Consider the following 14,310-nt stretch of genomic DNA (forward strand, 5'->3'; position numbering starts at 1 on the left):
ACTCGCGACCTCAACCTTGGCAAGGTTGCGCTCTACCAACTGAGCTATTCCCGCACACTGTACAAAAAAAAGTTCTTGACGACTGAAGGTAACCACCTGTCAGCGCCCGAACACGAAGTGTATTTTAGGTTTTTTTACTTTGATGTCAACCGCTTTCCGTCACATCAGTCAGGCTTGTTGAACGGAGAAAGATCTGGCCATGCGGCCTTCAGATAAATGTACATAGACCATAATGTCAGAATTGCGGAAAGATACAGCAGTAGAATACCAAGAACACCAATCCAGGAATCAACCGGTACTGGTGATAATAGTAGTAAGGTAATTGATACCATTTGAGCCATGGTTTTCGCCTTACCGATCATGCTCACGGCAACACTGGTCCGCTTTCCCAATTCAGCCATCCACTCTCTCAGGGCAGAGATAACGATCTCACGACCAATAATGACCAGAGCCGGTACCGTCATCCAGAATGCATGAAACTCATCAATCAACAGGCACAGTGCCGTTGCAACCATTATTTTATCAGCGACTGGGTCAAAGAACGCCCCGAATGGCGTTGTCTGGTTAAGTCGGCGTGCAAGATACCCGTCAAACCAGTCCGTTGCTGCAGCAAAGGCAAATATTCCAGCACAGGCAAGATAACTCCACTTAAATGGGAGATAAAAAATTATGACGAGAAATGGAACCAGAACAATTCGTGTTAGTGTCAGGAAATTCGGGACGTTCATAACTACTTAATTAAGCCCTTGTGCTGCAAGGCTAAGGAGCATTCAGCTGGCAGCCTTGGGACGTTTTTTGGGACGGTCTGAAATATCGCCATGCTCTTTCGGGATGTTGATGTAGAGCCAGAAATCAAAGCAGGGAATTCTCCAGAGCATACGGTACACAGTACTGCCCTTCGGTGCTAGTCATTATGCAAATATTCATATATATGCTGTGCCAACCTCAGGCTGATGCCTTCAACTTTCTTTAATTCTTCGATAGTTGCACCACTCACGCCTTCGCGCCCACCAAAAAACTTTAGTAGTGCAGATCGCCTCTTGCTGCCAATACCCGGAATATCCTCCAGAACGGAACGATTCCTTGCCTTTTGTCTGCGCTGTCGATGCCCGGTGATCGCAAAGCGGTGTGCTTCATCCCTGATCTGCTGTATTAACAGTAAGGCCGCTTCAGCACCCTCGGGGTCCAGCTCCTGTTCCTGGTAAATCAGTGTTTCAAGGCCTGGCTTTCGGGTCACTCCCTTAGCGACACCAAGCAAGGGAATCTGCAGTTGAAGTCTGGTCATTACCTCCGAAGCTTTTCCTAACTGACCCTTACCGCCATCAATGATGATAAGATCCGGTCTGGCCCCCTCCCCTGCATCCGCCTCCGCCATTTTCTGATAACGCTTATCAAGAGCCATCGCCATGGCAGCATAATCATCCCCTGGCTCTATACCAGTGATATTGTAACGACGGTATTCACTGAACACCGGCCCTTCCGGACCAAATGCCACACAGGATGCAACAGTTGCTTCCCCCATGGTATGACTGATGTCGAAACACTCCATACGCAGGATGGGTCGCTCAATATCCAGCAAATCCTTAAGTTGCGCATATCGCTGGTTTAGATGGCTCTTGCTCGCCAGGTGACTTTCAAGATTCTGCTGCGCATTTTTATTGGCCAGACCTAACCAATCGTGCCGTTCAGAACGTACTTTGTCCTTGATCTTGATTTTCTTGCCAGAAACCGCCCGGATCGCGTCCTCAATAGTATCTGTACCGGCCAGCTCAAACGGAACCACGATCTCCTCGGGAAGGTCACGACTGGCAAACAGCCTTACATAGAACTGGGCCATAAAATCTTCCAGATAATCGGACCGTTCAGCTTCCAGCTTAAAATCAGGAAAGTAATATTTATGACCAAGCAACCTGCCAGAACGGACAAAGAGTACGTCAAAACAGGTATTGCCCCCCATTTGCGCAAACCCGATCACATCAATATCACCTGCCGACTTGGTAACCGTCTGTTGTTCCTGAACAACCCTGAGGTGATTGATTTTATCCCGGGTTGCCGCCGCCTCTTCAAAATCCAGCAATTCTGCAGCAACTTCCATGCGCTTTATCAGCGAACGGATTAACTGCTGGTTTTTTCCATCAAGGAATTGCCGGGTATCCTCAAGATCCTGCTGGTACTCTTCTTTTGAGACCAGGCCAACACAGGGTGCCTTGCATCGGTTGATTTGATATTGCAGGCAGGGCCTGGTTCTATTTTTGAAATAGATATCTGTACACTGACGTATTTTAAATATTTTCTGAAGGAGGTGCAGGCTTTCCCGAACCGCCCCGCTACTGGGATAAGGTCCATAATAATAACCTTTCTGTCGTTTACGTCCACGACATGAGTCCATCCTGGGAAAATCATCATCACCGGAAATATAGATATAGGGGTATGACTTATCGTCCCTCAGCAATATGTTGTATGGTGGCTTTCTGTCTTTTATCAGGTTTTGCTCAAGCAGAAGCGCTTCAGTTTCAGTATTGGTAATCGTCAGTTGAATATCCGCAATCTTGTTCACCAAAGCCATGGTTTTGGTGGTAAGCCCGGTTGCCCTGAAGTAGCTTGAGAGGCGATTTTTAAGATTTTTCGCTTTACCTATATAAAGTGTTTTGCCACTCTGATCACGCATATCATAGACACCCGGACGGCTTGAGACCTTTTCCAGAAACGATTTGTGATCAAACTTTTTGCTTTCTTCACTACCTGTCATGTACCACCAGACAACGGTTATCAAGTCATCTGCTCATTATATCTTCACAGTGCTGTAGAAACGAATATGCCTGCATTTTTCAATACAGGTGACGGGAATTTTGGATATAAGCGCCGTGAGTTGAGAAAGGAACACAACAAGTGGTTCATCAGAGCCTATAGGGAAGCATTTACTCAGTGGTATCTACGATATCATGGCGAATAGCCAGGTGTGTCAGCTCCACATCACTGGTAATATTCAGCTTTTCAAACATCCTGTAGCGATAACTGTTTACCGTCTTGGGGCTGAGGCATAACTTGTCTGATATCGTCGGTACTTTTTCACAATTGACAATCATTAGAGCGATCTGCATTTCTCGATGAGAGAGCTGACTGAATGGTGACGCACTGTCTGGCTCAATAGCTTTCAAAGCCATTTGCTGGGCAATTTCCGGGGAAATGTATTTTTTCCCTGTGAATACCGCTCGAATGGCCGTAACCATTTCGGTGATATTAGAGCTTTTTGTGATGTAACCTGAAGCGCCGGCTTCAAGCAGCCTGGTTGGAAAAGGATCATCCATACAGACGGTTACGGCAATAACTTTTGCATGAGCGTTGATCTGGCAGATTTTCCGGGTTGCTTCAAGCCCGCCAATTCCGGGCATTCTGACATCCATTAAAGTAACATCCGGAGTGAACTCCCGATAAAGGCTAATGGCATCTTCACCACTGACAGCCTGGGCAACAATTTCAATGCCTTCAACATCGGCCAACATGCGAGAGATTCCTGTTCTCACCAAGTCATGATCATCCGCAACCAGAACTCTTATCAAAATTTACTCCGGTACGTTTCTTATCGTTTTATTGTGAAAGATTATGCACAGAGTTGATGGGTCTTGAAACCCCTTAAGAAAAAAAAGACAGAAGACTGATAAAAAAACTCTATTTATGCAATAAAAAAACACCACTTATCAAAGAAAGCGGTGTTTTTAAAAAGACAGCTGTCTGGTTAATTAAAGTTTGCTTTCAAGTTCCGGAATGGCATCGAACAAGTCAGCAACCAAACTATAGTCTGCAACCTGGAATATTGGCGCTTCTTCATCTTTGTTGATGGCAACAATGACTTTACTGTCCTTCATTCCAGCTAGATGTTGAATGGCACCTGAGATACCAACGGCAACGTACAGCTTTGGGGCAACAATTTTTCCGGTCTGCCCCACCTGCATGTCGTTGGGTACATAGCCTGCATCCACGGCAGCACGGGAAGCACCGACCGCAGCGCCCAGCTTATCCGCTACTTTGTAAAGTAACTCGAAGTTTTCTCCATTACCCATGCCACGACCACCGGATACGATGATGTCCGCAGCCGCCAGTTCAGGACGATCAGACTGAGCCAGCTCTTCGCTGACAAAGCTCGATACCCCTGCATCATGGCTGCTGGCGACGGTTTCCACACTGGCAGAGCCACCTTCAGCAGAAACCGGATCGAAACCAGTACTGCGAACGGTCATCACCTTGATGGATGCACTGGACTGAACCGTGGCAATAGCATTACCGGCATAGATCGGACGCGCAAAAGTATCATTACTCTCCACACGGATGATATCGGATATCTGATCAACATCCAGTACAGCGGCCACCCGTGGCATCATATTTCTGGCATCGGTTGAGGTGGATGCCAGTATGTGAGAATAATCCTTGCCCAGTTCAGCAACCAGCAGACTGACATTTTCTGCCAGTCGGTTTTCCAGTGCAGCATTCTCGGCCAGCAAGACTTTTGATACACCCGCTATGGTAGAGGCCTGCCCTGCAACTCCGCTACACCCGGACCCTGCAACCAGCAGGTGAATCTCTCCCCCGATGGCGGTGGCAGCTGCGACCGTGTTCAGAGTTCCCGCTCCGAGCGTGCTGTTATCATGATCAGCAACGACTAATATGGCCATTAGATCACCTTCGCCTCATTTTTTAATTTTTCTACCAGCTCATCCACGCTGGCCACCTTGATACCAGCCTGTCGCTCAGCGGGCGGCTCTACTTTGATGGTCGTTAAAGTAGACGACACTGCTACGCCGAGGTCTTCTGGTGATTTGACATCCAGTGGCTTACGCTTGGCTTTCATAATGTTGGGCAGTGAGGCATAACGGGGCTCATTCAGACGCAAATCCGTGGTAATCACTGCGGGCAGCTTCAGGCTTAACGTCTGTAAACCGCCGTCCACTTCACGGGTAACATTAACGTTGTCACCGTCAACATTGATTTCTGAGGCATAGGTAGCCTGAGACATGTCGGCAAGTGCCGCAAGCATCTGACCGGTCTGGCCATTGTCACTGTCGATGGATTGTTTACCCAGAAGAACAAGGTCAGGCTTTTCTTCATCCACAATGGCCTTAAGCAGTTTGGCAACGGCCAGGGAACCCAGGGACTGATCAGTCTGAACCTGAATGCCGCGGTCTGCACCAAGAGCCAGCGCTGTTCGTATTTGTTCCTGGCACTCTTTGGCGCCAAGGGATACGGCAACGATTTCTGTAGCAACACCTTTCTCTTTGAGTCTTACTGCTTCTTCAACAGCAATTTCACAGAAAGGGTTGATTGCCATTTTGACGTTGGTGAGATCGACGTCAGTGTTATCCGCCTTCACTCGAACCTTGACGTTATAGTCAATGACTCTTTTGACGGCTACTAATATTTTCATGAGTTCGCAGCCTTCCCTTCTCGTTATTGGCTTGGTCTTGAATTTTTGAGCAGATAACGAACAACCGGACAGACAAATTTTATTATCATTCAGCAACCTGTGTTCACACATCTGCGCAATCGCAGTCTACCAGTACGTCAATAAGGGTTCAAACGTATGTTTCAACATGTTTGCGCAGACCGTTTTGTTAAACACCTGTCTGTTACCCTGCATCATATTGAATACACCTGATTCTGCTGACCGCAAAAATGCAGTGAAAACAAGATAGCAACTGTTTGGCAGCCGGAATAGTTCTGTGCGTAGGTATTAATAACTAATGATGTGTTGTCCATTAGAGGGAACACTGAGTATAATGCCAAGAAAATTCAAACAGTTGTTTGAAGGGCTTTGTGAAAAATAACACTCCGACAGGGAGGAAGCTCATCATGGAACGCGAATCCATGGCATTTGATGTCGTTATCGTGGGGGCAGGCCCTTCCGGTTTGTCAGCCGCCTGTCGGCTGATGCAATTGGCTCAGGAGCAGAATAATGAGCTTAGTGTCTGCGTTGTAGAGAAAGGTTCTGAAGTTGGTGCTCATATCATCTCAGGCGCAGTATTCGAAACAACGGCGCTTAATGAGTTATTTCCCAATTGGAAAGAGCTGGGGGCGCCATTAAATACCCCAGTTTCCTCCGATGATATTTATGTGCTTCGTTCTGAAGAAAAATGGATAAAAGTGCCCAGTATCTTTGTGCCTAAAACCATGCACAATGAAGGCAATTACATCATAAGTCTCGGGAATCTCACACGCTGGCTGGCTGAGCAGGCCGAATCACTTGGAGTGGAAATTTTTCCGGGATTCGCCGCCCAGGAAGTGCTGTTTAATGAGAATGGCAGTGTCAAGGGCATAGCAACTGGAGACATGGGGGTTTCAGCCTCTGGTGAAGAGAAAGACAGTTTTATGCCCGGTATGGAGCTTCACGCCAAATACACCCTCTTTTCCGAAGGGTGCCGCGGACACTTGGGCAAGCAACTCATCAGCCACTTTAATCTTGATGAAGGGCGTGATCCTCAACATTACGGAATTGGCATTAAAGAGCTGTGGGATATTGCACCCGATAAGCACCAGCAGGGCCTGGTGGTTCATACAGCTGGCTGGCCACTGGCTGAAAGCGGCTCTACCGGTGGCGGATTCCTCTATCATCTTGAGAATAACCAGGTGGTACTGGGCCTCATCACTGATTTAAGCTATTCAAACCCACACCTTAGCCCCTTTGAAGAATTCCAGAGATTTAAAAAGAGTCCAGTTATCAAGCAATACCTGGAAGGCGGAAAACGGGTTTCCTATGGAGCAAGAGCACTGGCCAAAGGTGGACCACAGTCACTACCTGAAATGATTTTCCCGGGTGGACTCTTGATTGGTTGTGACGCCGGAACCATGAATGGAGCAAAAATAAAAGGCTCCCATACCGCCATGAAGTCAGGAATGATTGCGGCAGAAGAAGTGTTCAAGTCGGTTAGTGCAGGCTCTGAGGGTGGCAATAAGCTGGAATCCTTTGATGGGGCGTTCAAGGCTTCCTGGCTTTATAAAGAACTGCATCAGCAGCGCAATTTCGGTCCGGCCATGCATAAATTTGGTAACATCTTTGGTGCTGCCTTTGCCTTTGCAGACCTCAATATTTTCAATGGTAAACTGCCATTTACCCTGCACGATACGACCCCGGACCACGCCCGGCTAAAGCCTGCTGCAGAGTCCAGCCCCATCAACTATCCAAAACCTGATAGTGTGATCACCTTTGACCGCTTGAGTTCAGTGTTCCTCTCTAATACTAACCACGAGGAGGACCAGCCCTGTCACCTGAAGCTTGCAGACGATACCATTCCGCTAAAGCAAAACCTTCCGGTTTATGATGAGCCAGCGCAAAGATACTGCCCTGCCGGGGTTTATGAGATTGTTGTTGATGAAAACTCCGGTGAAAACCGGTTCCAGATCAACAACCAGAACTGCGTTCACTGTAAGACCTGTGACATCAAGGATCCTGCCCAGAATATCACCTGGATTGCCCCGGAAGGTGCTGGCGGCCCGAATTATCCAAACATGTGAGTTTTTCCTGGAATAAGGGTGGTTCAGCCACCCTCAACTATTTTCAGCGATCATTCCCAGGGATCATTCCCAGTAAATAGTCTTGCCCCTGGCTTCGAATGTTCAGCTCTACCCCACCCGCCACCGGGGTTTCAATGGCCTCTTCCACTAACTGGTAAAACACATTGCGATTTACCAATGCATCCAACCGATCCCTAATCCTGATATAAGGTGCAAACTCTCCGGTTTTTATGCTTTTCATCATCTTCAGGGTGTGCTCGTTATTCAGCACCACTTGATCACCAACATTGGTCGTAAACAGGTATTCGGAGCCATTCACACCGTCTCGAAGCTCTGCAGAAACTACGACGAATGGCACATCATCCACCTGAATTCTTACTTTTTCTACTGGAGTGACCAAGTAGTAATGGTCATCGTCATGCCTGAGAACTGAAGCAAATAGTTTTACCATCGATTCCCGTCCAATGGGGGAGCCATTGTAGTGCCAACGACCATCCCGACTGATGCGCATATCAATATCACCACAGAAAGGAGGGTTCCAAGTATGCACAGGAGGCAGCCCTTTCTTATTGTCCAAAAACTGTAGATTTGCAACAATATTTTCCGGTTTTGATCGGTTGCTCACAAAACATTCTCCCATGCTTTTTGGCTATTCAGCCCGTTTATACGACTTATTTGGAAATAGCAAATATTTGATGTTTTTATGGGAGCAGGCCATCAAGCAGATGGACTTATGAAATAATGTCAAATTTATTTCTATTTATAATTTAAATAATAACCGATGCTAACATAAAAAAATAAAGATTGGCTTAGGACTGGAGCATGGAACTCTTCAAAATGGTTGCGGGATGCCTTACTGACTGGCTAAGCCGCAACGTTCAGGAAAGGACAAGTCCGCTGTGTGATTTTGAACGTCTCAGGCATGAAATTAAACCCTGCGATGTTCTCCTGGTTGAAGGAAGATCAAGAGTCAGTCGGGTCATCAAGCAAACCACTCAAAGTTCCTGGTCCCATGCAATGCTTTTCCTTGGCCGACTTCACGATATTGAGGATGACACAATTCGCCAGGTTGTCAGTGAATCTTATGGCGGCTCTCCTGATGAACAGCTGATTATTGAAAGTGAGCTGGGAATTGGTACCGCTATTCAACCCCTGAAAAACTATGAAGGGGAACATCTGCGTATATGCCGTCCAAAAGGGTTGAGCTATAGCGATAGCCAGAAAGTCATACACTACGCAACCAGTCGGCTGGGTATGGATTATAACGTCCGGCAGATTCTCGATCTTGCCAGGTTTTTCTTTCCCTACTCCTTTTTACCCAGAAGGCTTGGCTCTTCATTGTTTCAGCATTCTCCTGGACAGGAAACAAAAACTGTCTGCTCCACCATGATTGCAGAGGCCTTTAGCTTTATTCACTTTCCAATCCTGCCCCTGGTTAAACATGATGGTGCCTCTGGCGTACAACTCTTTCAACGAAACCCCAAGCTTTGCACCCCCAGTGACTTCGATTACTCTCCTTACTTTCAGATCATCAAGTATCCATTTCTGGATTACAGTCATCACGCGGATTACCGGCTATTGCCCTGGCATGGCCAGAAGGTTCTGGAGGGGCGGGAAACAGATTTTTACATGTCTTCCCAGCAAATCGAGCAGCTACAGAAAGAAAGCGCTGTAGATCATGAGGTATTGAGCGATGCAACCTTCTTCTCCACTGATAAGAAAAGCAGTGGTGAAAGTGGCTCCATTTCAACCCACTGAACATTTCAGGCGGAAGCTTTTATCTGTTTTTTGCTATTTGTTTTCTATGCTTTTGCTCAAAAAAACACCATAGGGAGCCTGTATTCAGATAAAAAATAGCCAACATTCATCTATCTCCACCCTGCTTATTTAAAACTTTAAAAAACCTTGATGAAGGGCAAAAACAAAAAAAACAGTCAAAAAGAAACCCGCGATTCTGGGGGAAGAAAACACGGGCTAAGACCATTAGGAGTGTATGTTATTGATCAGTATTTCCAAGGCATTCAGCCCATTAATCGCCGTAATGGGCTAATAATGGGCTAAACAGATTAATTATTTGTACCACTGATTGACCAGTCATTCTTCAACCGGTAACCATTAACATGATCAGCATCAGGGATAAACTCTCGATAAACCTTTCGGATCATGGTGGTATCCACATGCCCCATTTGTCTGGCAACCCATCCTTCATCTTCTCCGTGTTTCAACATCATGCTGGCATAAGTGTGTCTCATCATGTACGGGCGACGATAACGGACTCCTGCTGACAGGCAGCATTCCTTAAACCGGTTGGCAAACTGATTGGTGTTAGTCCATGATTTGTTCCACCACGGGTTGTGGAACACAAATTTGCGCATGGTGGCTGTCCATTGCCGCTGAGCCTGTATGGCCTGTAATGCGCCTGGTAACAATAAGACTTCCCTTTCGCCCAGTTCACCCGTCTTTACACCTTTAATCTCTTCACGCTCTTCCACTTCATAATCGATCACTTTAAAGCCTCGGCGATATATCTTGGCTTTGTTGACCAGAACGGTATTGCTGACCAAGTCAATATCTTCCCAGTGAAGGGCAAACAGTTCTTCAGGTCGCAATCCTGTCCAGAATCCAAACTGGATAATATTGGCTTCCTGCTCCCGTTTGCAGTGCTTTACCAAGGCATTAATTTCCAGTTCATTAAAGACATCAAGGCGCTTCTGTTTCCGTTTTTCTGCCTGTTTGCGTTTAACTGCCCTGGTCTCTTCAGGCCATTCAAAATCAACAAAAGGATTATTACTGATGCGACCATTTTGTCTGGCCCATTTAAAAGCCGCCCTTAATGGTGCAACATAACTCTTCAATGTCACCCTACTGACATTTTTGTCGCCCAGTTGCGTTGCCCATTTGACAACATGCGCTGTTTTAAAATCATTAACAGGGATATCACCAATATAAGGCTTCAGATGCTGTTCTGCCCGATAGGTGTAATTATCCAGAGTGATACCCTCTTTTCTGGATCTTGCATATTCTTTCAGGTAGTCATCCAGCAAATCAGCCACTGTGTATCCAGCATTGGCTTTCAACTCAGTCTTGGCTAATGGATGATCAGGGAAGTGGTTTGACCACTCAAAAACACCCAGATCAATCTCACGTTTAATTGACTGAACTTTATTAAAAGCATATTTCATGTTTTTATCATTGACATCCATGCCTTTAAGTGTGATTCGCTGTTGTTTTCCAGCTCCCTTTGGCCATACAAACTTGATTCTAATGTTTTTACCCCGGACCTCAACTCCGGAATACTTTTTTACCTCTGGTAACGACTCTCTTCTACCCATTGCGACATCCGCTCAATATGCACCCAAATCGCACCATCGGCGGCCAGTTTGGCGTGATAACCATCCCTGATCTGTCCGGTGGAGCGTTTTTTGTTGAAGGTATTTTTGGTCTCACCAGTCAGCTCGCAGTACTTACTCAAGCGTACCCAGTGTCCGTTCATAACACTTACCTACCATAAAATTAAATGATTGACCACAAAATCAGAAAATTACGGCGACCTTTTCAGGCCGCCTGTGAGGGTAATGAGGTTGATAAAGGCAATGGCATGCGATTCTCTCAGTAGCTTCTTAAACTCATGCATGCTCATTCCCAAAAGCCGACCATCCGTCCCTCCGGTTTCTGGCAAACAGTTCGATGCGCGGCAACTGCGGGTACATGGTTTCAATGATCCGGTAAACCTGTTCCGGCTTCTGGCTGTGCTTTTCCCTGGACGACCGTATCAGCGACGACGGCCGGTTGGGTGGTTCCGGTGGCGGGATCGATCCCCGGGTACCAACCAGCAGCAGCTCCGATTGCTGCCGAAACCAGTAGCCCATGCCGATTTTCTCCTTATCCCACACAGCACAGGTTTTGTAGGTAAATCCCCAACGTGCCAGCACTTCCAGACCTTCGGTCAGTTTGGGTGCGGTAGTCCAGAGAAACAGCACACAGTCTGGTGTAGCCAGTTGGTCCACAGGCATGGCCAGAATGGCATCCAGGCTCATGGTCGGGTACTGGTTGTCAAGGTCGCGATTGTCAGAACCACTGAACTCATAGCTCCAGGGTGGGTCAGCATAGATCACCGGGTATTGGCAGGTGGTGTCCAGTTCAACATTGCCAGCGGCCTGCTGTTTCAGTTTCTCGATACGCTGTTCACGACGCTGTTTGGTCTCCTGCTGACGAATGGCCCTGGCAGCTGCCTTAATTTCAGCAGGGCCACGGGCGACGATGTCGTCCTGTTCTTCGGGTGGGAGTGTGGCGATCCTGGCGGCTGCGGATATCGAAGCGTCTTTATTATCCATTGCGTCAATCAATGAAGATGAACCCGTTTCGACAACCGACTTTGCCTGCTCAAATGTGGTGTGATTATTAAAACCAGCTTGTTTTGATGCAATATCCCTGGTCTTATCACCCTCTTGTGCCTGTGCAAAATTTTGCACAAGCTCATTGGATGATTTCTCCTGATATTGATTGCTGCCCACTCTTCCATTAAGCAGATCTTCAACTGCTTTTCCAATTTCTACACGTTCAGAGGTAGTGAAATTTTTCCGAACAGAGTTTTCGGTAAATTCACCCAGAATAATTTCCTTCATCGGGACAATCCGCGCCGGTATTTTATCCCATCCCAGCAACTTGAAAGCCCGCAACCGCCGTTCGCCCCAGATCAGCTGATAGTTCGGATTAATGCCAATGGGCTGGAGCAATCCCAGCACTTCAATACTGTCGGCCAGTGCCTGAAGGTCGCCCATATCCTTGCGGTAACGGTCGCCAACCTTGATGGTGGCAATCTGTACGTAATTAATATGGTTCATGACAACGCCTTCACCATTTCCCGATACACTTTCCGCGCCTGCTCTTGGTGATCCGCATGCAGCACGCCTTTGATGGTCTGCCCGGCTTCGTCCAGCTCTGCCATGGTTTGCGAGGCACGCAGGCACTGGATAGCCATGTCCAGGTTAATCTTGTCCTGATCACTGGGCGGGCCGTCAGCGACCTGACCATTGTCCCGCAGTTTTTCTCGCACCCGCTGTTTCATAACCTCACCCTTATCAGCATCAGCCACAGGCACGGCGTTTATCACGTCTACTGGTGTGTTTTCCTGTTGGTCTTCTATGTACTGGTCGACCGTCGACCGTGCGGGCGGTGGCTCACTCTCCGTCCGGGCGGTCACTGACTCGCCGTGCAACAGGGAGGCCAGCCTGTCTTTGGGCGTCACGTCTTTCTCATTGGCATCCGGCATGGCCCGGAGTTCTTCCGGCGTGTAGATGCCCAGGATCACGTCCGGGCAATGCAGCCGTGCCCAGCGCTTCACCACGGTATAGGCCAGCTGTTGTTTCGGGTCAGTGGCCCACAGGGTGGACTGGCGTGGATGGGCCTGGCACAAATCCAGACGCAGCACCCGGGGTGCATTTTCGTCAACCAGGGTAGCCGATACCTCACACCACAGCCCAACCTCGTCTTTCTCGGCCCAGTTGGGCACCGCATAGTCCGCACCGCCGTTCTTGCCCGGCTGTTTCTTAAACTTGCCCAGGATGCGCTCCCACCCTTTAGACCAGGCAAACGACAACCGGCCCTGAATGGGCGCATGGCGGGTAATGACGGCGTTGACCAGCTGTGCCTCGTAGCCCAGCTTGCCCTTGATCACATGGGCTTTTTGCGCCACGGCATACGGGTTCATGCCCCAGGCCTGCGCCTGCAGGCAAAGGGCCAGACAATCACCGGGCTTGTTTTGCAGTTCCACCGGGATGGTCACCCGGGCGCTGGCCATCAGCCCGGCAAATTTCTCGATTCTCTCCAGGGCAACCAGGTCACCCAGTACGTTCTGTTGCGCTACCAGATCATTCATGGCCACGCTCCTTCAGTGTGTTGCGGATGTTGTGCAGTTCGGTGTTCAAATTGATCGGCCGCCCGTCAATGGCATTAAGCTCGTGAACCAGGCAGCTCAGGAGGATCAGAAAGTAATGGGATTGCTGCGCCACGCTCAGCGGCCGGGGCAGTTCACCGGTTTTGTCGTCAAAGGCGTCCAGCAAGGTGACCAGGATGTCCTGCATACATTGCTCACTGGTGTAATCGTTCATGCGAGGTCTCCATACTGGCGCGCATACCAGCCGGGCAATGGCAGCTCGACCTCGTCGGTGTAACCGGGCCAGCGGTCCTGTTGCTGGCATTCGTACAGGTCACACATGACCTGGTGCCAGCGACGTACGGCCATGGCCGCGTGTTCATTGTCCAGGATGTACACCTGGGTCAGGTAGGGCGGTTCACTCTCAACGGCGATAAAGGCGAACACCTCCACCGGTATGCCGGCACTGTTCAGCGTGTTCAGGTAGTGCGCCTGCTGCAGGTCGTAGCCGAAATCGCACACCTGGCGACCGAAGGTGCGCGGCGATGCGCAGCCACAGGTCTTCAAATCCACGCAGATGCCGTCGCGCAACCAATCCGGCCGACACTTGGTCAACAGTCCGGTATCGTCGTGCTGCCCCCACACGGACACCTCCGGTTCGCCCTCACTGAGCAGCTGCTGCGCGTCCGGGTGCTGGCGAACACTGGCGGCCATGGCTTTTGCCTGGTCGAACACCTCTGGCTTGATGACCTTCTTTCGCCCGTCTTTCTGTTTCGCTTCCAGCACTGAGAGGATTTTTACCTGCGGGTCGTGTCGAATCGCACGATCTATCAGTTCACTCTTGTTGCCACCGGCGCTTAGGTTGCGGTCTTTCAACCACTGACGGATGTCAGCGACGGTGCAGAGTGTTTCGCCTGGACGGTGGATACGGT

The 14,310-nt window shown here is 48.7% G+C and carries 14 protein-coding genes; 2 read left to right on the forward strand and 12 right to left on the reverse strand.

Translation table 11 applies throughout. The features are described from left to right. Nucleotides 1-164: 164 nt before the first annotated feature. The 5 genes from pgsA to KDK13_RS10210 form a co-directional block, all read right to left on the reverse strand. Nucleotides 165-728 carry a CDP-diacylglycerol--glycerol-3-phosphate 3-phosphatidyltransferase gene (gene pgsA / locus KDK13_RS10190; protein ID WP_257284871.1) on the reverse strand — a complete coding sequence of 188 codons (564 nt, stop codon included), beginning with the start codon at nt 726-728 and terminating at the stop codon, nt 165-167. 176 nt (nt 729-904) lie between these two features. Further along, complete coding sequence (uvrC, locus tag KDK13_RS10195) at nt 905-2,749, reverse strand: excinuclease ABC subunit UvrC (RefSeq protein ID WP_257284872.1); 1,845 nt, start codon at nt 2,747-2,749, stop codon at nt 905-907. 169 nt (nt 2,750-2,918) lie between these two features. Further along, nucleotides 2,919-3,560, reverse strand: a complete 642-nt coding sequence (uvrY, locus tag KDK13_RS10200) for a UvrY/SirA/GacA family response regulator transcription factor (protein ID WP_257284873.1) — start codon at nt 3,558-3,560, stop codon at nt 2,919-2,921. Nucleotides 3,561-3,740: 180 nt separating this feature from the next. After that, entirely contained in the window at nt 3,741-4,670 is a 930-nt protein-coding gene (locus tag KDK13_RS10205) for an electron transfer flavoprotein subunit alpha/FixB family protein (protein ID WP_257284874.1), read from the reverse strand. After that, on the reverse strand, nt 4,670-5,419 hold the full coding sequence (locus KDK13_RS10210; RefSeq protein ID WP_257284875.1) for an electron transfer flavoprotein subunit beta/FixA family protein: 750 nt from the start codon (nt 5,417-5,419) through the stop codon (nt 4,670-4,672). Before KDK13_RS10210 ends, KDK13_RS10205 begins: the two co-directional genes overlap by 1 nt. A 425-nt stretch (nt 5,420-5,844) precedes the next feature. On the opposite strand from KDK13_RS10210, the gene KDK13_RS10215 reads away from it, so the two are divergent. Further along, nucleotides 5,845-7,503, forward strand: a complete 1,659-nt coding sequence (locus KDK13_RS10215) for an electron transfer flavoprotein-ubiquinone oxidoreductase (protein ID WP_257284876.1) — start codon at nt 5,845-5,847, stop codon at nt 7,501-7,503. Between the two features lie 43 nt (nt 7,504-7,546). Here the strand turns inward: KDK13_RS10215 and KDK13_RS10220 are convergent, their stop codons facing one another. Then, entirely contained in the window at nt 7,547-8,128 is a 582-nt protein-coding gene (locus tag KDK13_RS10220; RefSeq protein ID WP_257284877.1) for a DUF1285 domain-containing protein, read from the reverse strand. A gap of 197 nt (nt 8,129-8,325) precedes the next feature. Here KDK13_RS10220 and KDK13_RS10225 point away from each other — a divergent pair, with 197 nt between their 5' ends. Then, nucleotides 8,326-9,261, forward strand: coding sequence for a YiiX/YebB-like N1pC/P60 family cysteine hydrolase (locus tag KDK13_RS10225; RefSeq protein WP_257284878.1), 936 nt, complete (start codon nt 8,326-8,328; stop codon nt 9,259-9,261). Between the two features lie 308 nt (nt 9,262-9,569). On the opposite strand, the gene KDK13_RS10230 is transcribed toward KDK13_RS10225, so the two are convergent. The 6 genes from KDK13_RS10230 to KDK13_RS10255 all read right to left on the reverse strand — a co-directional run. Beyond that, nucleotides 9,570-10,835 carry a site-specific integrase gene (locus tag KDK13_RS10230; RefSeq protein WP_257284879.1) on the reverse strand — a complete coding sequence of 422 codons (1,266 nt, stop codon included), beginning with the start codon at nt 10,833-10,835 and terminating at the stop codon, nt 9,570-9,572. After that, nucleotides 10,805-10,996, reverse strand: coding sequence for a hypothetical protein (locus KDK13_RS10235; RefSeq protein WP_257284880.1), 192 nt, complete (start codon nt 10,994-10,996; stop codon nt 10,805-10,807). The genes KDK13_RS10230 and KDK13_RS10235 overlap by 31 nt, the downstream gene beginning before the upstream one ends. A gap of 133 nt (nt 10,997-11,129) precedes the next feature. Then, the gene (locus KDK13_RS10240) at nt 11,130-12,347 is read right to left on the reverse strand and encodes an MT-A70 family methyltransferase (RefSeq protein WP_257284881.1); all 1,218 of its coding nucleotides are present in this window, start codon (nt 12,345-12,347) and stop codon (nt 11,130-11,132) included. Further along, entirely contained in the window at nt 12,344-13,381 is a 1,038-nt protein-coding gene (locus KDK13_RS10245) for a RecT family recombinase (protein WP_257284882.1), read from the reverse strand. Before KDK13_RS10245 ends, KDK13_RS10240 begins: the two co-directional genes overlap by 4 nt. Continuing rightward, nucleotides 13,374-13,613, reverse strand: coding sequence for a hypothetical protein (locus KDK13_RS10250; protein ID WP_257284883.1), 240 nt, complete (start codon nt 13,611-13,613; stop codon nt 13,374-13,376). The genes KDK13_RS10245 and KDK13_RS10250 overlap by 8 nt, the downstream gene beginning before the upstream one ends. Beyond that, nucleotides 13,610-14,310 (reverse strand): PD-(D/E)XK nuclease-like domain-containing protein (locus KDK13_RS10255; RefSeq protein ID WP_257284884.1); only part of this gene is annotated, 701 nt, incomplete at its 5' end. The genes KDK13_RS10250 and KDK13_RS10255, both read right to left, overlap by 4 nt.

This window comes from Endozoicomonas sp. SESOKO1, from assembly GCF_024606265.1.
Classification (GTDB): domain Bacteria; phylum Pseudomonadota; class Gammaproteobacteria; order Pseudomonadales; family Endozoicomonadaceae; genus Endozoicomonas.